The following is a 19,665-nucleotide window of genomic DNA, read 5'->3' as shown; positions in this document are numbered from 1 at the left end:
ATTTAGATCATACTGTGTAGTTTTACAGAAGAGATAAAAATATGGCATAATGACAGAACTATCCTCGTTACTCATCATCCCCTGCAGAATGCATCTGTTTCATCCTATTGTCTTATCTTTTTTTCTGTATTATAGAATATGGCAATATACCTATGGCAAATTGTCATATTTGTTAAGCTAAGGTTTAGTTATGAAAATTATTTTAGAATCCACTCTCACTTGTCCAGAGTGCGGCCATAAAGAAACAGAAACAATGCCTACAGATTCCTGCCAATGGTTTTATGAGTGCAAAGGCTGCGGCCTGTTGCTTAAACCAAAGAAAGGTGATTGTTGTGTTTTCTGTTCCTACGGCTCTGTACCATGTCCACTAATTCAGCAGGACACAAACTCTTGTTGTTCCTCGTAAAATAACACAAGACAAGCCATAAGAGTCAGATAAACATGATCACAGCCATTTTTATTTGCTTTAATATAAAAAACTTAAGTAATAAACAGGAATCTGTAATGGCGGATGTAATACTGTCACGTTCACCTGCCTCCTCTGTCTCCACAGTGTCTACTTCAAAGAACTGTATCAAAGTTTTTTGAACAGGATAAAGTTTTAAAAAACCATTACACACAAAAGGAACTGATATTGAAAATAGAGTACAAATTAAATCCTGAAAAAACAGCGCTATCTCTTGAAGTTTTCTTTGCAAACCCCTTGTGGCTGCCCGAAAAATGGAGGATTACCGGATATTATGTTTTTCCCCGCTCCAAATCTCCCAAAACTGCACAGAAATCCGTTCCGTACAGTATCTCTCGATGTAGAATACGCTAAGTAATGACTGTTTCGGTCCTAAAACCACATCTTCTTTACAAGCATTCCCAATGCAAGCACATACAGCACCAACAATGCCGTTTTGTGGTTTTTTGAGGTGACGTGGTCTTTAAGGCGGATGCCGAGAAAGACACCCACCAGTGATGCAGACGCTACAACAAGTCCGTTGCCAAAATCGATCGTGCCGGTACTCAAACGACTGATCATACCTGCCATGGAGGAGAATACCACAAAGAAGAGCCCTGCACTGACCGCTTTTTTAATAGGATAGTGTAAAAGTCCCACCAGTATAGGTGTCAGCATGATCGAACCGCCGACTCCCAATGTAATCGAAAATACCCCAATGACCGCTCCTATGGCAAAGAGCAGTCCCTTATGAAGTGTTTTTGCCTGAGAGTCATCTTCATTGTGCGTAGAAAAAAAGAGCCTGAAGAGGGCAAAAAGAAGAAGTCCCAAAAAGAGTCCCTGCAAGATCGCATCGGAGATATAATGGGTCAGGGATCCACCGATATAGCCGCCGATAAAACCGCCTATACCCACAAAGATCCCCTCTCCTGCAATAAGCGAACCCTTTTTCCAGTTCAGATAGGAACCGTATACCGAAGAGAAGACCATCTGAATAATAGAGATACCGATAGCATCTTTGATATCAAAACCGATCGCAAGCAGAACCGGCACAAGGATCATACCCCCGCCGATACCAAAAAAACCGGACATGGCACCGATGACGATGCCGACTAAAGCAAGTTCTATAAACATGGCTACCTCTCCAAAATGAAGAGGCGATTATAGCATATTTTTACAGATACATAAATTGTGAAAGAAAGATAATGGTAAGCACAAAAGCAAAAGGCAGCACATGACTCTTGAATATGAACGGCTGAATACCGGCATAGACCTGCAAACCGCCTCTGAGCCCAAGCCAGATACCCAAAAAGGCTTTCAGACCAAGCAGTGTCTGAAACCATGTCAGCCCTTCGGGAGAGACAGGACCGTATACCTGCGAGATCAGATAAAGCCCTGTCACTACAGCGACAATAAGACTCGGCGGTACGACTTTACGTACATACTTCATGAATGATTCACGTATCTTCTGATGTTCTTCTTCAGAAAAGGAGCGTTTGATCTTGTTCAAAAAGAGATTATCAGTAATGAGAAAGCCGCCATAGATAAATGCTGCAAAGAGATGGATCGTCTTGATAATAGTAAAAGTCATAGTTCACCTTGTTTTTTGAATGCGATTATAGTCGATGCCTTCTCAAAACAGCTTGATATGCATCAACGTTCGTAAAGGAATTGTTGGGAAAAAAAAGCCTCGATCACTTCACGCATCTCTTTGGGGTCCTCCATACGGTTGATCGTATCCCTAAAGGCAGAAGCTCCCTGGTATCCTGCTTTTGAATAGGAGTGGAGGTTCTTTCGGAACATGATCGCTCCATACTTGTCATAATAGGCGACCATCTGGTCAAAGTGTTCAAGCACTACCTCCTTGACAAGCTCGGAACTCACCTCATCCATCCCCGCTTTGATCTGCTGGAATATCCATGGCTTGCCCACTGCTGCACGGCCTATCATCACACCATCCGCACCAGTATACTCCAATATCTTCCTGGCTTTTTGAGGAGAATCAATATCACCGTTGGCTATGACAGGAATACTTACCGCTTCCTTGATCTCCCTGATCGCATCATAGTCAACAGGTGCCTTGTAACGCCCTGCTCTGGTACGCCCATGAACAGCTATATAGTCTGCACCGCTTGCTTCTGCGATCTTTGCGATCTCAACATGGTTCTTTTCATTGAACCCCAGTCTCATTTTCACAGAAGTATAGGGTTTGTTGGAGTATTTTTTGATCGTCTCGATCACTCTTCCCATTTGAGGCAGATCGGTCAGGAGTGAGGAACCCTGGAGATTATTGACTACTTTGGGAGCAGGACAGCCGCAGTTAAGATCGATGGCAGTCACACCTTCCTGCTCATTAATGATCTCTACTGCACCTCTTATTACTTCAAGGTCAGACCCGGCGATCTGTATGCTGTAGGGATCTTCATCAGGACTCTTCTCCAGCATCCTGTAGGTTTTTTTACTGTTATGTACCAGTGCATTGGAGCTGATCATCTCTGAAACGGTAAGATCTACCCCGAACTTCTTGACAACGCTTCGGAAAGGCAGATCGGTAAAGCCCGCCAGAGGGGCTAACGCATAAAGGGGCTTTGAAAAGTCGAGTTTATCCATTCGTATCTTATACGTTCTTACAGATCGACTCAGCATCGATCAGGTCTTCAAGTTTGAAACGTTTATCCTGTTTTTTAAGTTCATAAAGTGCTCTGTACTTCATAAACTCATGTTCTTCCTGTTCATCAAGATAGTTCCCTATCTCTTCAAGCAGTTCATATTCAAAAAGCAGGTACAGGTAGGCATTCTGTGCTTTGGGATTCTCTTTCTGGTACGCTTTGAAGAGTGCAAGGTTCTGATCCGGGGAGAATATCTTTTTGGTAATACGCGCTACCTTGACAAAATCTGCACATTTGAGCTTCAATGCTTCGACAAAATCGTTGAGTATCTCGACAGTGAGTCCCATCTCTTCATCTTCAGCCGCGCGATTGAGCATTACAAAAAAGTTATCGACATCAAAAACCTTTGCATATTTGCGTGCTTTGTAGAATGTCTCATTCTTTGCAAAAAGTGCCAATGCATGTTTCTGTACTGCCGGAGAGAACTTTGATGAGGATTTCATGACCTCTTCTATAAATCCGCTGTCACGCTCCAAACGGTTCAGACGATTTTGGATAAGATGCGGATTTCCCTCATTAAAGACTTTGGCAAGTTTATTCTCTTTCAGGTCAACATACTCACCATTCTTGATCTTGTTGAGCACATTGACAATCTTGGTAAGCCTCTCACTGAGTCCCTCAACACTGTCAAGCACAGTCAGGTTGGACTTGCTCAGAAGTACTGCCGAACTTTTGATCGCATCAGTCATATACTTCTGTTCTTTAGGTTCATTGACCAGTGACCAGTAAAGCGCATCTTCGATCGTCTCTGCATCATGCTGCCATTTTTTCAGTCTGAAATAGCCCTTCAGACTATAATAGAACATGTGCACTACAGTAAAAAGCAGAAGCAGGAACATTGGCAGTATAACCCATACTGCAACAGGGAAATTGAAGTTGATCCCCATCACTTCTATCAGATAGTTGTTCGGGTTGACCATATGTGTGATCGCACCGACGATCCCCATCAGCGTTAAAGCCGCAAATATATACAGACCAAGTCTCATCTCTGCTCCCTTCGTATCTCTTAATTCTGTTCTTTTTCGTTGATCTCCCTACAGGTAATACAGAAACGTGCGAAATTCTTGACTTCCAGGCGTGCCCTGCCTATCGGCTCTTCGCACATTTCACATATACCGTAGGTACCGTTCTTTATTTTATCCAAAGCTAGGTCAATTTCTGCTAATTCTTTACGCTGTTGCTCCAAAATAGCGCTGTCAACCATTGTTTCAGCAGATGCTGCAGCGTAATCACCGTCATCATTGAGTTCTAGACCTCTCATCTCATTAAGCTCAAGTGTCGTTCCCGCAAGGTTCTTCTCTATCTGTACTCTTCTGTCAAGCAGTTCGTTCTGAAACATTTCCAGTTCTTTTTGTGTCAGCATTCTTCCTATTCCTATTTGTGGTATGGGTGATTGTTGTTAATACTCAAACCTCTAAAGATCTGTTCAAGCAAAACAAGTTTCACCAGTTTATGTGAAAGCGTTATTTTACCAAATGATACGGCTTTATTACATTTGGTTAAAAAATCCTTCTCAAAGCCGTAAGCACCGCCAATGTAGAAGTTTACAGTTGTGCTATCCTTAAGCAAATTTGCAAAATCGAAGCTGTCTACCTCTTTTGATGAGGGGTCTAAAGCAATATTTATTCCGTTACTTAAATATTTTTCAAATGCTTTTGTGTAAGATTTTTTTGCTGCTTCGGGTGAAATATCATGTGCTTTGGCGATCTCTTTGTCAAACAACTCTATCACTTCTACTTTGGCAAAAGGTTTAGCGATCTTTTTATAGTGTTCGATCAGTGGAGTATAGAGCTGGTCCTTTCCCTTTTTGTCTATAATGATGACATTGATCTTCATAATTAAACACCTTTAAAATTTTCGATATTGTACCGTGTTAACACTATTTTTGTTACAATAATATTACCGTACCAATTAAATACCTCAATCTTTGATGCTGCAATTTTGTTCACAGACAAGGCAGATTTTCGCAGGACTAGCCGGAGGCTAATTCAAGAAAATCTAACGCCGTATGTGGGCGAAAGTGCTGCACCCTTCGGGGAGAACGAGACGAGACAATCTGCACGCAAAAAAATCTTTGAATTACCTACGGGTAGTCCTTCAGATTTTTTCACGCACATCTTGCCTCGTCTCGTTCTCTCAAAGTTTGAGGTATTTAGTTGGTGCGGTAATAAGAAAAAACAAGTTCAAAGAAGGGTTCGTATGCCAAAAAAAGAGATCATAGATCTTTTGCGATCACACTACAGCAGAGAGGTGCGCAAACAGCTTGTACAAAGTATGCTTGATGCACAAAAAACAGAAGATACCGAAGCACTTGAAAAGAGTGAAAAGATTATCAGTCAGATCTTCTCCTATGTACTCAAAGAGCTTGGCTGGACCATTGCTCCCAATGCACATAACTGGGACTCCTCTGCACTCGATATTATGAAAGCAGCCTTTCCGAAAATAGAGAGAACCTCCTGGTACAGGAGACAGGATTTCACTCCGAAGAAGAGTATCGATGTCATTATGGAAGACCAATAGATATCATGAGTGAGATTCAGCTTGGCATCTATCCGCTTCGCTATGAAGATGTAACCTCTCCTTTCATACTCAGAAAGAAGATCTATCCGGATATGCAAAAGAACTATTACTGGAGTGACGACTTCTCTCCGGAATTCTATATTGCACAGGCCAAAGCAGGCTTCATTGCAGTAACCGACATATATCAAGGCAGAGAACTGCTGCTTCCCGAGATCCAGTTCTCTTACGCGCTGCTCCATTTTGAAGAGCTGCATATCAGTAGAAAGGTTCGAAGACTGCTCTCAAAGAAAAACCTTTCACTTACAGTTTCGACAGACAATATTACCGCAGTTGCACAAAAGATACAGACATACCACCGACAAAGCTGGCTTACACCGAACTATTTGAAGATACTCCAGGCAACACAAAAGATGAAAGAGGACTTTCAGATCATTACTGCGTGCATTGAAGAGAATGGTGATACTGTTGCCGGAGAGATAGGCTACATCATCGGCAATACCTATACGAGCCTCAGCGGATTCAGCAGTAGAGAAAAGGCCTACAGAAACTACGGTACGGCCCAACTGGTACTGCTTGCCAGATACCTTCAGGAAAATGATTTTGCCTTCTGGAACCTGGGACAGAGCTATATGCCCTACAAATTCCAGCTTGGTGCCAGGCAGTATGACCGAAGTACCTTCCTGAAACTGTGGTTCGACAATATTTAGAACAATCCCGTAATACGATTATTCCAAGATATTCAATAGTATTATCATCCCCCCTTGACTTTACTTATACTTATTGGATATTATGAATTACAGTTATTTTTAACTGCGAAAGCAGAGCTACCAAAATGAAACGTCTACTTTATTTGTTATTTATACTATCTCTCCCGCTTTTTGCCTCGGCATCCACAATCATCAAACTGGAGATAAAAAGCACAATCGGTCCTGCAAGCAGCAACTATCTCAAAGAGGGAATAGCAGCTGCAATACAGCAAAATGCCAATATGATACTGATCGAACTGGATACGCCGGGAGGCCTTTCTTCTTCTATGCGGGAGATGATACAGGAGATAACAAACAGTCCCTTTCCTGTTATTGTCTATGTCTCTCCAAAAGGTGCACGTGCCGCGAGTGCAGGGACCTATCTTATTTACGCTTCCCATGTGGCAGCTATGGCACCCGGAACAAATCTTGGTGCCGCAACACCGGTCAGTCTGACACCCTCGGTAAAGATAGCAGATTCAAATACGACTACCGTCACTACCCTTGAGAAAAAGGCACTCAACGATGCCAAGGCCTATATCAAAAGTCTGGCCCAGTTGAATGAGCGTAATGTCTCCTGGGCACTGGAGGCTGTAGGAGAAGCCAAAAGTCTCTCAGCAGTTGATGCTCTGCGCTACGGTGTTATCGACCTGATAGCCGAAAATACTGCAGATCTTCTGAATAAACTTGACGGCAGAAGCGTTACGGTCTCCGGAAAAGAGATCACGCTGAGTACAAAAAACACTGAAATAATCTACTTTGAGCCTGACTGGAAAACCCGTCTGCTCTCTATTGTTACCGATCCAAACATCGCCTATATACTTCTGCTCATAGCTATTTACGGTATCTTTTTCGAGTTTATGAATCCCGGAGAGATATTCCCCGGTGTGATCGGAGTAATCTCCGGTGTGATCGCTCTTTATGCCCTGAACTTGATCCCATTCAACTATGCGGGGCTACTCTTGATCATTTTGGGCATCGCCTTTATGACAGCAGAGGTTTTTATCACCGGATTCGGTATTTTGGGTATCGGCGGTGTGATCGCTTTTGCTTTTGGCTCACTGCTTCTGTTTGATGCAGAGACACTCGGCAGTGGGATCTCGATTCCCCTTGTCATTGCCTTTTCGCTGGTCAGTCTGGTTTTTTTTATCTTTGTTCTGCGTTTTCTTGTTCGCTCAAGGTCTGCAAAAGTAGTAACAGGTAAAGATGAGTTGGTCGGTGCCGATGCCGAAGTACTTCTATCTACAAACGATGGATACCGTGTCCGCTGTCATGGCGAGATATGGAATGCAACGTCTGAAAAGGTACTTGAAATCGGTCAAAAAGTACGTGTAGAAGGTCTGTCTGGACTCACTCTGCACGTCAATCCAATTAAGGAATAAATTATGTTACCTGTTATACCAATGACAATACTTTATGTTGTAGTAATACTGATCATTATCATGGCATTTGCCATACGTATTTTACGTGAATACCAACGCGGGGTGATCTTTACCCTTGGCCGCTTTACAGGAGTAAAAGGTCCGGGACTGATCATTTTGATCCCGGGTATCCAGAAAATGGTGCGTGTGGATCTGCGTACCATCGTTCTGGACGTCCCGACACAGGATGTCATTTCTCATGACAATGTTTCCGTACATGTGAATGCTGTCGTCTATTTTCGCGTTGTTGATCCTGAAAAAGCGATCATACAGGTAGAGGATTTTTATGATGCCACCAGCCAGCTTGCACAGACAACTCTGCGTTCCGTTCTGGGCCGGCATGAACTTGATGAAATGCTTTCAGAACGGAAACAACTGAATTTCGATATTCAGGAGATACTGGACAAGCAGACTGATGCCTGGGGGATCAAGATCGCCAATGTCGAGATCAAACATATAGATCTTGATGACAGTATGGTACGCGCCATTGCCAAACAGGCAGAAGCAGAACGGGAACGGCGCGCCAAAGTGATCAACTCCAAAGGAGAGCTTGAAGCAAGTAAAAATCTTCTTGAAGCAGCCAATATTTTAAGTCAGAACCCTCAGGGGATCCAGCTGCGTTACCTGCAGACACTGAGTGATATCTCCAACGATAGAACCAATACTGTTGTCTTCCCGTTTCCAACCAACCTGAAGCACTTTATGCAGAATATGTCAAAAGAAGAGTAGCCGGCCGCTAACCTGCTCCCGGCAGCTCCTGTTATCGGTACAGAATGTACCGGTATATGATCAAGTGTGCCTTTTAAAAGGCTATTTTCTGTAAAATTTCCAAAACAATGTCTTCTCATTTATATATGGTTAATTTATATGTATTAGTATTCCGCCGCAAGCGTACCTGGGGGCATCCCTTTTCTGAAACAGTTTTGAGACCCAAAACCTAAACATCGTTTCATCCTCATTCCTCTTCAGGTACACTTTTTATTCCAAACTATATTCAATTCGATCAAAGTTTAAAGAGAGGGTACCAATGTATGACGCAATAAAACATCTCGTAGAAAGCCGCAAGTTCCAAAATTTTATCATAGGTATTATCATTCTCAATGGTATTACAATGGGCCTGGAGACATCAAAAAGTTTTTCTGCGAACTACTATACTTTTTTTGAAATATTCAATATAGCCGTTGTCGCAATATTTACTATAGAAATCATATTGAGAATCTATGTGTATAAAATGTCATTTTTCAAAGATGCCTGGTCCCTTTTTGATTTTACGATAGTCGCAATCTCTCTGGTTCCTACCACTGGCGGATTTGAAATATTTAGAATTTTAAGAGTCCTTAGACTCTTTAGGCTTATTACCGTTGTACCTCAAATGCGAAAGATCATTTCTGCTTTGTTGGGGGTGATACCGGGTATTGCATCCATTGCCGGACTGCTTACTCTCTTTTTCTACATCTTTGCCATTATGTCAACCCAACTGTTCGGAGAAAAATTTCCCGAGTGGTTTGGAACACTGGGTGAGTCCTTTTATACACTCTTCCAGATCATGACGCTTGAATCGTGGTCTATGGGAATAGTACGTCCTGTCATGGAGGTCTATCCACTCTCCTGGATGTTCTTTATACCGTTTATTTTTCTTGCTACTTTTATTATCGTCAATCTCATTATCGCTATTGTTGTAGATGCGATGAACGAAATGAATGATACTGAAGAAGAACATATTATAGAAGAGTTCCACGCAAGTGAAGAGACGGCAAAACAGGAAATTAGAAAATTACGAAATGAGATCAAAGAACTGAAAGAGCTGATGCTCTCCAGAAAGTAATCTCTATCTTTGGTAGATATTCCGGGTTTAAATAGCTATGTAATGCTCTTTTGTCCATATACCGGCAGATTCTACTTCCCTGTTTTGATCCGTAAAATAAGGTACCCGGCAATTGCAGAGAGGAACGATCCAAGAAGAATTGCCAGTTTATCAGCATAATGATAGAGCTGTGTATCATTATAGGCAAGTGAATTGACAAAGAGACTCATGGTGAACCCGATCCCTGTTAAGACACTCACTCCGTAAAGCAGAACCCAGTTACTCTCTTTTGGCAAAGAAGCTATACCTGTTTTTACAGCCAGCCATGAAAAACCAAATACACCAACCTGTTTACCGATAAAGAGCCCAAGCATAATCCCCAATGGTACAGAACCGGCCATCTCTTCTAGTGAAATACCACCAAGATCAACCCCGGCATTGACAAAAGCAAAAAGAGGGAGAATAGCAAAGGCGACCCAGTAGTGCAGGTCATGCTCCATCTCTTTTGCTATTGAAATCCTGTTCCCTTTCTTATCTTTGGAATGCATAGGTATCATAAAGGCAAGCGCAACCCCGGCGAGTGTTGCATGTACTCCGGATTTAAGTACGGATACCCATAGAATGATCCCTACAACTATGTAGGCGGATTTTACGGCAACATTCATACGGTTCATAATGAAGAGTACGGCAAGAGACACAGCCGCAATGGTAATAGAGACTGTAGAGAGTTCTACTGTATAAAAGAGCGCAATAATCACTATCGCTCCCAGGTCATCAATAATAGCCAGGGCCATTAGAAATATTTTTAAAGAGACAGGTACCCTGTTTCCCAGCAAAGACAAAATACCCAGTGCAAATGCTATATCCGTTGCAGTAGGTATCGCCCATCCGTTCATGGCAAACGCATCACCCTTGTTAAAGAGTATGAATACCAAAGCTGGTACAACCATACCTCCGACAGCAGCGATCCCGGGAAGAACAACCTGCTTCACCGAAGAGAGGTGCCCCTCCATGACCTCTCTTTTGACCTCCAGACCTATAAGAAAGAAAAAGATTGCCATAAGTCCGTCATTGACCCATAAAAGAAGAGGTTTTGCTATCTGCAGATCTCCAAAACGTATCTCGACATGCGTATGCAGAAATTTCGTATAAAATTCAGAAAGAAAACTGTTTTGCAGGAAAAGTGCCAAAACAGTGACAATGATCAGCAGGATTCCTGCTGAGGATTCTTTTTTTATAAAATCTTTTAGAGCTTGTGCCAAGGTATATCCTTCTATGTAAGTGAAGGCATATTCTAACTAAAATTTTTCATTATTGGAAATGGCATACTGCACTATAGCAAAAGAGCTTGAGCTGAATGCTTCTTAATGCGTCTTTTCATCAGCCACTTGTCAACTTCCATTACCACTACAAGACCTATGGCAAGGAGAGCAAGCTTCATCCATGTATCCAAAGAGACCGGTTGAACTGAAAGCACCTTCTGCATAAAAGGAACATGCATGGATAGCAGGTGCAAAAGCTGTGTGAAAATAACCAAGTAGATCAGAAAGATACTGTTTTTATAATCTATCTTATGCAGATAATTGATCTCCGATCTTGCATTGAAAACATGAACATTCTCAAACAGTACCATAAGAAGCAGTATCATGTTTCTCGCACTCTCCACACTCTCTCCGCTTTCCAGCAAAAAGTAAAAAAGGATAAAAGATACAAAACCGATATAAAGCCCTCCAACCACAATACGTCTTAACATCAGTCTGTTGAAAATAGGCTCCTGCGGTGATCTTGGCTTTCTGTTCAATATTCCCGGTTCGGCTTTCTCAAGTCCCAACATCACATCTTGTATTCCATTAGTTACCAGATTCAGCCATAAAAGCTGTACAGGAAGAAGGGGCAAAGGCAGTCCCGTGACAAAAGAGAGCATTACAAGAACCAGTTCCGCAAATCCTGTTGAGATCAGCAGGTAGATAACTTTTCTGATATTGTCATGCGCCCGTCTTCCCTCTTCGATACCATTGACAATGGAAGCAAAGTTGTCATCTGTCAGGATGATATCACTGGTAGCTTTGGCAATATCTGTACCGCTCTTACCCATCGCTACACCTATATTGGCATGTCTGAGTGCAGGCGCATCATTCACACCGTCTCCTGTAACTGCAACATAATGCCCAAGAGTCTGATAGGCAATAACGATCTTCATCTTCTGTTCCGGACTTACACGGGAAAAAACTGTTTTATTTTTCAGTTCTTCCGCATTTGCACCGTTTTTTTCCCAGGCCAGAAGCTCTTTTTCATTCATTACTTCCTTATCAGAAGAGGCAATACCAAGCTCTTTTGAGATACTCAGTGCAGTGTTTGGATGATCCCCAGTGATCATAACCACTTTAATACCGGCCAGCTGTGCTTTTCTGATCGCTTCCGGGCTCTCTTCCCTTACCGGGTCTATAATAGCTACAAAACCAAGATAGCTGAAATTCTTCAGATCGATCTTTTCTTCATCGGTAGACTCTTTATGGGCAAGTGCGATAGTCCTGTAGCCTTTAAGCGCCCATTCATCCACATCTTTCAATATCGCTCGTTTCTCCTCTTCTGTCATATCGCAGTGTTCAAGTACAGTTTCAGGAGAGCCTTTGACAAACTGAAATATCTGTCCGTCCCTTTCCATCATAACCGCAGAGAACCTGTTGACCGGCTCATAAGGGATCTCATCAATTTTTCTGTATGACCTTGAGCTTTCTATATAGGACTCATCCGCATTGGCAGCAAACTGGGCCAGTGCAATATCTACCTGATCACCGAAAAAATCAACACCACCCTCTTCTGACTTTTCATAGTGCATCTCGTTACATAAAACAGAGGCCAGATAGACTTTATCATGCACTTCATTTAACGCAGCGGTATCATAGACTCTGTGTGGTGATATGAAATACTCCACACTGAGCTTGTTCTGCGTCAATGTTCCCGTCTTGTCGCTGGCAATAAGCGTACAGGCACCGAGACCCTCGATGGCAGCAAGTTTACGTATGATCACATTTCGTTTCGACATTGCAATAGATGCCGAAGTCAAAGCAACCGTGATCGCTACGGGAAGCCCTTCAGGTATGGTTGAAACTGCCAAAGCGACAGAGAAGAGGAAGAGTGCATAAAAGCTCATACCTTTGAGCATCCCTATAACAAAAAGAGCAGCTACCATAATACCGATAACAATGGAAATGGTAAAGGAGAGTTTTTCCATCTTCTCAAGCAGCGGTATACGTGCTTTGCTTTTTTTACTGAGCAGTTGCGCTATTTTTCCGGCCTCAGTATCTTTGCCTGTAGCTACTGCAATACCCGTGCCCCGGCCACTGGAGATATAGGTACCGGCAAAAAGCATATTCTTCCGCTCCGGAAGAAGCAAATCCTCATTGTTACTTATGAAGAGTGCATCTTTATGGACATCTACAGATTCTCCTGTTAGCAGAGACTCATCAACTATGAGATTTTTTGTCTCTGTCAGCCTGACATCTGCTGTCACTTTGGTACCCGGTTCAAATATAAGAATATCCCCGGGAACGATCAATTGACTCTCTATCTCCCTGAGGATACCGTCTCTGATCACCATAGCATTTGACTTGATAAGACCTTGAAGCAACTTGGCTTTTTGGGATGCTGAATACTCCTGATATGCTCCGATAACCGCATTCAGTATCAAAACAGCAAAAATAAAACCTGAATCCATATACTCACGAATGGTCAAAGCCATGAATGCAGCAAAAAGCAGTATATAGATGATTGGGCTTTTGAACTGCTGCAAAAAATATTGAAACACTCTCTTGTCAGGTTCTACCGGAAGGATATTCAGACCGTACTTCTTCCGCCTTTTCTCAGCCTCTTCAGATGTCAGACCGGAACTGTCTGTATCTAAAATAGAAAAAACCTCATCAATTTTTTTGGTATGAAATTTCATTTTTATCCTCTTATATATTTTTATTCTATCTTCTTTATTCACACTTTTTTATTAATGAACTCTGTTACTTCATTAATTTTTTAAAGATAGAATGTAATGAAGTGCTAAAAAACAGCCCTAATTTTTGAAAGAAGGTAAATGAAAAATGAAAAAGGTAAAAAGAATTCTTGTAGGTATTGACATTTTTGAAAAACCAGACAGTGTTTTAAAACGGGCATTGATGGTGGCAGAAGAAAATAAGGCAGCATTGTTCGTCGTTCATGCTGTACAGACTCCCCTCTTCTCGATTCCAAGCTATTTTGGAGGCAAGGAGGTCAACATCGATACCAAAGGGATCACAAAAAAAATAGAAAAAAAGATACACTCCTTGAACAAAAACAGGCAAATATCTTATGCTGTTTTGGTAAAAGAAGGAGATCCCGGTGATATTATTCTTTATGAGTCCAAACTGATCCATGCAGATATGATTGTCATAGGCGCAAGTAGAAAAAATAAAAAAAAATACCTGGGTGCAACAGCCGAAAAGGTAGCACACCAGAGTCATTTACCCGTACTGATCGTCAAGAACAGCGTTAAAAGGCCGTATCAGAACATTGTGGCACCGACTGACCTGCAGACACAGTCAAAACAGAGCATACTTTTTGCAAAAAGCATCTTTCCTTCAGCAAAGATCAAAGTCGTCAACAGCTCCGAAGTAATTTATGTAGACGGGCCATACACTGTAGTCGGATCCGATTTCGAAGCATATAATCGAAAAGCAAGGATCAGCGCGGAAAAAGATCTAAAAAACTTCATCAAAGACCTTTCCCTTAAAAAAGGTGAGGTCATTGATGGAAAAGGAAGCAGTAAAGAAGTACTGCTTGAGTATATCAACAAAAAGTCTTACGATCTTGTCGTAGTAGGTTCACGGGGTACTTCCGGCTTTAAAGCTTTGCTTGGAAGCATGGCATCTTCCATCTTGAGGGAGACATCAACCGATGTACTCGTATATGTTCCATAGATTGACCGGTCTTGTCTCAGAGAAAGTTACCGGAAAATCTGTAGCCCCATACCGGATCAATCAGCTATAGCAAGAGAAGGGAAGAAAGGATCGCAGGTGATACCATGCCATTGAATATCCCTACGCTGTTATCTCTTTTTCGTATCGCTGCAGCACCATTTCTGCTGCTTTCCGGATGGTTTGGAAGAGCGGACCTTTTCTTTATACTCTTTGGTCTGATGCTGCTGTCAGATGCACTTGACGGGTTCATCGCCCGTATGTTGGACCAGACAAGTGAACTTGGTGCAAAACTTGACAGTTACGGAGATATGGCAACCTATCTCAGTACACCGATAGCTGCCTGGTGGCTTTGGCCGGATATCATCAGAGAGGAGCTGTACTATATCATTGGAGTCGTTACTGTTTATCTGCTGCCTGCTGTTTTTTCATTTGCAAAGTTCGGTGAACTTGCCAGTTACCACACATGGAGCGCCAAGATATCTGCGGTGCTGATGGGTGGAGGTATCATGTTACTGTTTGGATTTGAAAACAGTACCCTCTTTCATATTGCGGTCTATTTCGTCATTGTTGAAGCGATAGAGAATATTGCCATTACCTTTATATTACCGGAACCGAAAACCAACATCCGTTCTATCCGGCATGCCTGGAAGGAGCAGAAATACAGTTGACATTTTTGGGCACAAGTGCAGAAAAACCGACCAAAGAGATGAATTTTTCCACCCTTGCACCGAAACTTGAGCAGGATAATAAATCGTATCTGTTTGTACATAAGTGTACCTATACACAGAAGAACTGGGAAAAACGGCAGAGAAAAAGCACATCAGAAACCTGATTGCTACCCAGATAAACCCCGCTATAACAAAAACAGCCATTTGCGTGAAGAGATGCTTTATAATGAGATAAAAGAGAATTACAGGGGAAACCTTTTCATTGTCAGTGATTTCGATATCTGTCTCCCTGGCAGAGACAGAGTTGTCACAAAAAAGTCAAAATACAGAACCTTCTGACCGATCGATAAACAATACTGTCTATTTTAAAGGAATGGACCATTTTTGATAATAGGCGACCATCCGGAGCGCTACTCCTGTAATAAAAAGTGTGGATATCATATAAAAATTGAGCAGTTCCAAATAGGAAAAGAGATACATAAAAAGTCCTATCAAGAGAGAGATCGTTCCGTAAAATCCTGTTTTGAAGACAAAAGGCACCTCATTGATGATCACATCACGTGTGATCCCTCCTCCCACAGCAGTGATGAACGACAGTACAAGAACACCTGTAAGATTAAAGTGTGTCTCCAGGGCGATCAGGGCACCGGTGATACTGAAAGAGATCAAGCCGATGGAGTCACTGATGATAAAGAGCAGACGGTTCTCAATGGTACCGCGTTTATGAAATTTGAAAAAGATCATGAGCACCATAACAGCAATGATCATTACCGCAGGCAGATTGCTGCTGAAAGCATAAGGAGTCCGATCCACCATCACATCACGGATGATCCCCCCTCCAAAGGCTGTCAAAAATACAGAGATCAATACCCCCAGAAAATCCAGTCTGCTTCGTACTGCAACAAAAAAACCGGAGATCGCAAAGGCAATAATGCCGATATACTCCGCAACTTCGAACATCCACTCTCCTTTTTAGGATAAATTATACTAAAATAATGACCTTACTCAACTGGAGAAGAGAATGAAACGTATTTTATTTGTCTGCCTGGGAAATATTTGCCGCAGTCCTATTGCCCAGGGTATCGCACAGAAGCTCACCGAAGAGTATGCTATAGCCTGTGAGATAGACTCTGCAGGTACAAGCAGCTGGCATCAGGGGGAGCCTCCCTGTGAACATTCCATAGAAGTAGCAAAAAGACACGGTATTGATATTTCCAGACAGATTTCACGCCCTGTTGCAGCCGATGACAAGAAGAAATTCGACTATATCGTTGCGATGGACAGTCAAAATCAAAACGATCTGGAAGCACAGGGTTTTTTAAATGTTCATCTTCTTGGCAGCTTTGGAGGATATGAAGGTACTGATATACCTGACCCTTATTTTTTCCCGGGATTTGAAGGTTTTGAGAAAGTATATGAGATGATAGAAGTATCTCTAAGAGATTTTATAGAAAAGGTAAAGAATGAAAGTATCTGATTACTGCACTATCACTACCACAACAGACAACCAGGAGAATGTTGAACTGATCACACAGACACTTCTGCAAAAAGAGCTTGCAGCCTGTGTACAGACCTCCTCTATCGAAAGTTCCTACCGCTGGAGAGGGAAAATCATTACAAGTAAAGAGATCCGCCTTGATATCAAGACAAAAGTCTCTCTTTTTGACGAAGTCAAAGAGGCCATTGAAGCACTGCATACCTACGATGTGCCGGAGATCCTTATGATCAAGATCGATGCCGCCAGCCACAACTATCTGCACTGGATCGATGACGAAACCGTGAAACCACACTATACGGAAACTGTTACAGACGCGCTTTTGCAGAAGCTTTAAATCTACACATTTTACCCAGAGGCATATACATTGCTCCTCCCCCTCTCTTTTTCCTGCCAATGATTGACAATACTGCCTATTATAAGTATAATCAAAGTGAGTTGGCAACAATCAAGATCATTAAGATATTTTAATAAAAGGAGGTATTGAAATGAAAGTTGGAAATATTGTTATTTTGGCAAACCTGGGTGAATTAAAAGTATACGAAGCCAAACCCCGTGACCTCGAAGCAGAAGCGGGAATAAAACCCGAAAATGTAAAGCTCGATCTTATTCACGATAGAAACTATCTTGCATCACACCAGAAACTGCATGAAGTACTTACTGACCAGGCCGGACAGTTCAAAGGCGGCAGTCAGGAACGCGGAAGTTTCTCAAGAGGAGGCATCGCAGAGAAACATACCATTGAAAAAGAGATAGAAGAGAGTGTTCTTCGGGAGATCGCCAAGGATGTTTCCCAGATCATTACAGAGAAAAATACCGCTGTCTATCTTGCAATACCTGAAACGATACATAAACGGGTTACAGAGCGTATGCAGCCGCAGGCAAAAGAGAAAGTGGTCAAAATAGTAGAAAAAGACCTGATGAAGACGGACAAGACGGAGCTGGTCGACCTTTTTTAAAAATGGCCTCATACCCTTTTGGTCAAAGGTTCTTCTCTTGGTACTGGAACCGGCTGATAAAGTCTATCTCTTTTTGTCAAGAGCTTCCGCAGACCAGTGCCGAGGTATATCCGCTACCTCAAACGCATCTCCACCTTTGGAGTATTTTGGAAACTTGTGTTCATAAGATGAAGGATCTGCTTTTTGTAACATCGGAATATGTAAAGAGCAGTGAATATATGCCTCTTCCACCTCTACAAGTACATAAGAGACTATTTTGAAGATATCTGCATTCTCTTTGATATTTTTAAAAGCCTGTGGAAATCCTTGCAGTTCAGACTCGAGATTCTCTTTTAAAATGATCCTGGCTTTGCCATTGACATGCAATCCTACCTTCGTTTCAAAAAAATCCAAAAAAAGCAGCCCGATGTTTGGGTTTTCATGTATATTACCCATACTTGCCATGACACCGTTACCTTTATATTCCGGGTAAAGAAGATGATGTTCGTCAAGCACGGTCACAAAGCCTGCTTTTCCTGCACGGAATGAGGCATCACACTCTCCTTTTGAGTCTGCCGTAGAAATAAACATCATCTCCTGTTTTGCAATAAACTCCTGCATCAGTCCGGAAAGATGTGTAATCATCTGTTTGTTGTAAAAAGCCAGTGCAGATGCTGTAGTCTTAAATGCATCTTGTAATATTTTTTCACCCTCAGAACCGGGTAGTTTTGAATTTGCCATCTGAACCTCTACTCTGTAATGAAACTGATTATGCCAAAATTTGCTAAAAGTAATGCCATCTGTATATATCTCGACTTCATCTGAAGCAAAAGTATATTCAAAACCAGTCTCGTACGCACCTGTATCAGCGATGACAGTGCATCTTAAAATATCTCCATGCTGCATACAGGCGTTTGAGACAACGTATCTTGCTGAAACACCGTACAATCTTTGCTATAATACCAAAAAGAGAGATAAAGGAGCAGTATGCAGTACCGCTATATCGGAAGAACAGGACTTCGTGTCTCACCCATCTGCATGGGAACAATGACGTTTGGTACACAATGTGACAAAAAAGAGGCATTTAAGATCATGGATAAAGCCTACGACCGGGGGGTGAACTTCTATGACACAGCCGAACTCTATCCTGTTCCTCCAGAATCCAAGGCAGCAGGTATTACCGAAGAGTGGGTAGGCGAGTGGATGAAGAGCAAACCGCGCGACTCAGTCATTCTTGCCACCAAGGTTGCCGGTGCTGCCAGCGGCTGGTTCGTTCCTCCCATACGTCATGGATTGACAGCTATTGACAGGTTTCATATTGAGCGGGCGATAGAGGGAAGCCTGAAACGTCTTAAAACCGATTATATCGACCTTTACCAGATGCATTGGCCGGACAGTGTTGTTCCGATCGAAGAGTCACTTGAAGCCTTTGACAGGCTGGTGAGGTCCGGAAAGGTACGCTATATTGGAACATCGAACGACACTGCCTACGGTACAGCCAAAGCGTTAATGATATCCAACTATGAAAAACTGGCACGCTTTGAATCGATACAGAACAACTTCTCACTGCTTAACCGGAGATTTCTCGATGAGCTCTCCACGCTATGCCGTGAAGAGCAGATCTCACTGCTGCCCTATTCCCCGCTTGCAGGCGGTGTACTCAGCGGTAAATACAATCAGGCAATGAAACCTGAAGAAGCCAAAGGGCGCTTTGCTACCTACCTAAAATCACCCAATACCCGGCAGCGCCTGATGGCACAGCGTTTCATGAACACCAAAACCCTTGCATCAACACAGAAGTATCTCAAGATCGCAGCAGATGCCGGACTGCATCCGGTCACACTGGCTACCGCCTGGTCCAAACAGTTCGATTTCGTTGCTTCTACCATCATCGGTGCCACCTCTGCCGAGCAGCTTGATGCCTCTCTTGCCGCAATGGATCTGACACTCAGTAAAGAAATACTTGCCGCCTGTGACAAGGTGCATGAGGAGATCCTCTACCCGATGGGCTGA

Annotated in this window: 24 protein-coding genes; 14 read left to right on the top strand and 10 right to left on the bottom strand. The window is 42.5% G+C overall.

Annotated elements, in window-relative coordinates:
* The first annotated feature begins 190 nt into the window (after positions 1-190).
* Positions 191-406 carry a GDCCVxC domain-containing (seleno)protein gene (locus IMZ28_RS11075; RefSeq protein WP_269472904.1) on the top strand — a complete coding sequence of 72 codons (216 nt, stop codon included), beginning with the start codon at positions 191-193 and terminating at the stop codon, positions 404-406.
* Positions 407-838: 432 nt separating this feature from the next.
* Here IMZ28_RS11075 and IMZ28_RS04395 read toward each other — a convergent pair whose 3' ends face one another.
* The 6 genes from IMZ28_RS04395 to IMZ28_RS04370 form a co-directional block, all read right to left on the bottom strand.
* Positions 839-1,579, bottom strand: a complete 741-nt coding sequence (locus IMZ28_RS04395; protein ID WP_197549535.1) for a sulfite exporter TauE/SafE family protein — start codon at positions 1,577-1,579, stop codon at positions 839-841.
* Between the two features lie 40 nt (positions 1,580-1,619).
* The gene (locus IMZ28_RS04390; RefSeq protein ID WP_197549534.1) at positions 1,620-2,036 is read right to left on the bottom strand and encodes a hypothetical protein; all 417 of its coding nucleotides are present in this window, start codon (positions 2,034-2,036) and stop codon (positions 1,620-1,622) included.
* A gap of 62 nt (positions 2,037-2,098) precedes the next feature.
* On the bottom strand, positions 2,099-3,055 hold the full coding sequence (gene dusB, locus IMZ28_RS04385) for a tRNA dihydrouridine synthase DusB (protein ID WP_197549533.1): 957 nt from the start codon (positions 3,053-3,055) through the stop codon (positions 2,099-2,101).
* A gap of 7 nt (positions 3,056-3,062) precedes the next feature.
* Positions 3,063-4,100, bottom strand: a complete 1,038-nt coding sequence (locus tag IMZ28_RS04380; RefSeq protein WP_197549532.1) for a hypothetical protein — start codon at positions 4,098-4,100, stop codon at positions 3,063-3,065.
* A gap of 20 nt (positions 4,101-4,120) precedes the next feature.
* On the bottom strand, positions 4,121-4,477 hold the full coding sequence (gene dksA / locus IMZ28_RS04375; protein ID WP_197549531.1) for an RNA polymerase-binding protein DksA: 357 nt from the start codon (positions 4,475-4,477) through the stop codon (positions 4,121-4,123).
* Between the two features lie 11 nt (positions 4,478-4,488).
* Positions 4,489-4,950 (bottom strand): 23S rRNA (pseudouridine(1915)-N(3))-methyltransferase RlmH, encoded by a 462-nt coding sequence (locus IMZ28_RS04370; RefSeq protein ID WP_197549530.1) that lies wholly within the window; start codon positions 4,948-4,950, stop codon positions 4,489-4,491.
* A 363-nt stretch (positions 4,951-5,313) separates the two neighbouring features.
* Between IMZ28_RS04370 and IMZ28_RS04365 the strand changes: the two genes are divergently transcribed.
* From IMZ28_RS04365 to IMZ28_RS04345, 5 genes are all read left to right on the top strand, one after another.
* A complete protein-coding gene (locus IMZ28_RS04365) occupies positions 5,314-5,634 on the top strand; it encodes a hypothetical protein (protein ID WP_197549529.1) in 321 nt (106 codons plus the stop codon).
* 5 nt (positions 5,635-5,639) lie between these two features.
* Positions 5,640-6,341, top strand: a complete 702-nt coding sequence (locus IMZ28_RS04360; RefSeq protein ID WP_197549528.1) for a GNAT family N-acetyltransferase — start codon at positions 5,640-5,642, stop codon at positions 6,339-6,341.
* 125 nt (positions 6,342-6,466) lie between these two features.
* Positions 6,467-7,762, top strand: coding sequence for an NfeD family protein (locus IMZ28_RS04355; protein WP_197549527.1), 1,296 nt, complete (start codon positions 6,467-6,469; stop codon positions 7,760-7,762).
* Positions 7,763-7,765: 3 nt separating this feature from the next.
* Positions 7,766-8,530 (top strand): slipin family protein, encoded by a 765-nt coding sequence (locus IMZ28_RS04350; protein ID WP_197549526.1) that lies wholly within the window; start codon positions 7,766-7,768, stop codon positions 8,528-8,530.
* Between the two features lie 298 nt (positions 8,531-8,828).
* Positions 8,829-9,626: an ion transporter gene (locus IMZ28_RS04345; RefSeq protein WP_197549525.1), complete on the top strand. Its 798-nt coding sequence runs from the start codon at positions 8,829-8,831 to the stop codon at positions 9,624-9,626.
* Positions 9,627-9,697: 71 nt separating this feature from the next.
* On the opposite strand, the gene nhaA is transcribed toward IMZ28_RS04345, so the two are convergent.
* Both nhaA and IMZ28_RS04335 read right to left on the bottom strand, forming a co-directional pair.
* Complete coding sequence (gene nhaA / locus IMZ28_RS04340) at positions 9,698-10,867, bottom strand: Na+/H+ antiporter NhaA (RefSeq protein WP_197549524.1); 1,170 nt, start codon at positions 10,865-10,867, stop codon at positions 9,698-9,700.
* 71 nt (positions 10,868-10,938) lie between these two features.
* Positions 10,939-13,551: a cation-translocating P-type ATPase gene (locus IMZ28_RS04335; RefSeq protein WP_197549523.1), complete on the bottom strand. Its 2,613-nt coding sequence runs from the start codon at positions 13,549-13,551 to the stop codon at positions 10,939-10,941.
* 145 nt (positions 13,552-13,696) lie between these two features.
* Between IMZ28_RS04335 and IMZ28_RS04330 the strand changes: the two genes are divergently transcribed.
* The 4 genes from IMZ28_RS04330 to IMZ28_RS11070 all read left to right on the top strand — a co-directional run bounded on the left by IMZ28_RS04330 (position 13,697) and on the right by IMZ28_RS11070 (position 15,558).
* Positions 13,697-14,551: a universal stress protein gene (locus tag IMZ28_RS04330; protein WP_197549522.1), complete on the top strand. Its 855-nt coding sequence runs from the start codon at positions 13,697-13,699 to the stop codon at positions 14,549-14,551.
* Between the two features lie 104 nt (positions 14,552-14,655).
* On the top strand, positions 14,656-15,219 hold the full coding sequence (locus IMZ28_RS04325) for a CDP-alcohol phosphatidyltransferase family protein (RefSeq protein ID WP_197549521.1): 564 nt from the start codon (positions 14,656-14,658) through the stop codon (positions 15,217-15,219).
* A complete protein-coding gene (locus IMZ28_RS04320) occupies positions 15,216-15,383 on the top strand; it encodes a hypothetical protein (protein WP_197549520.1) in 168 nt (55 codons plus the stop codon). Before IMZ28_RS04325 ends, IMZ28_RS04320 begins: the two co-directional genes overlap by 4 nt.
* A 40-nt stretch (positions 15,384-15,423) precedes the next feature.
* Positions 15,424-15,558 carry a hypothetical protein gene (locus tag IMZ28_RS11070; RefSeq protein WP_269472903.1) on the top strand — a complete coding sequence of 45 codons (135 nt, stop codon included), beginning with the start codon at positions 15,424-15,426 and terminating at the stop codon, positions 15,556-15,558.
* Between the two features lie 21 nt (positions 15,559-15,579).
* Here IMZ28_RS11070 and IMZ28_RS04315 read toward each other — a convergent pair whose 3' ends face one another.
* Entirely contained in the window at positions 15,580-16,179 is a 600-nt protein-coding gene (locus tag IMZ28_RS04315) for a trimeric intracellular cation channel family protein (RefSeq protein WP_197549519.1), read from the bottom strand.
* 61 nt (positions 16,180-16,240) lie between these two features.
* Between IMZ28_RS04315 and IMZ28_RS04310 the strand changes: the two genes are divergently transcribed.
* The 3 genes from IMZ28_RS04310 (at position 16,241) to IMZ28_RS04300 (ending at position 17,673) form a co-directional block, all read left to right on the top strand.
* Positions 16,241-16,696 carry a low molecular weight protein-tyrosine-phosphatase gene (locus tag IMZ28_RS04310; RefSeq protein WP_197549518.1) on the top strand — a complete coding sequence of 152 codons (456 nt, stop codon included), beginning with the start codon at positions 16,241-16,243 and terminating at the stop codon, positions 16,694-16,696.
* Positions 16,683-17,051, top strand: a complete 369-nt coding sequence (gene cutA / locus IMZ28_RS04305; RefSeq protein WP_197549517.1) for a divalent-cation tolerance protein CutA — start codon at positions 16,683-16,685, stop codon at positions 17,049-17,051. The genes IMZ28_RS04310 and cutA overlap by 14 nt, the downstream gene beginning before the upstream one ends.
* Before the next feature lie 151 nt (positions 17,052-17,202).
* Complete coding sequence (locus IMZ28_RS04300) at positions 17,203-17,673, top strand: host attachment protein (protein WP_197549516.1); 471 nt, start codon at positions 17,203-17,205, stop codon at positions 17,671-17,673.
* A gap of 63 nt (positions 17,674-17,736) precedes the next feature.
* Here the strand turns inward: IMZ28_RS04300 and IMZ28_RS04295 are convergent, their stop codons facing one another.
* Positions 17,737-18,393, bottom strand: a complete 657-nt coding sequence (locus IMZ28_RS04295) for a pyridoxamine 5'-phosphate oxidase family protein (RefSeq protein WP_197549515.1) — start codon at positions 18,391-18,393, stop codon at positions 17,737-17,739.
* Positions 18,394-18,639: 246 nt separating this feature from the next.
* Between IMZ28_RS04295 and IMZ28_RS04290 the strand changes: the two genes are divergently transcribed.
* Positions 18,640-19,665 (top strand): aldo/keto reductase, encoded by a 1,026-nt coding sequence (locus IMZ28_RS04290; protein WP_197549514.1) that lies wholly within the window; start codon positions 18,640-18,642, stop codon positions 19,663-19,665.

Source organism: Sulfurovum indicum (assembly GCF_014931715.1).
Classification (GTDB): domain Bacteria; phylum Campylobacterota; class Campylobacteria; order Campylobacterales; family Sulfurovaceae; genus Sulfurovum; species Sulfurovum indicum.
Note: the sequence above shows the minus strand (reverse complement) of the source record. Positions and strands in the feature narration are given on the sequence as shown.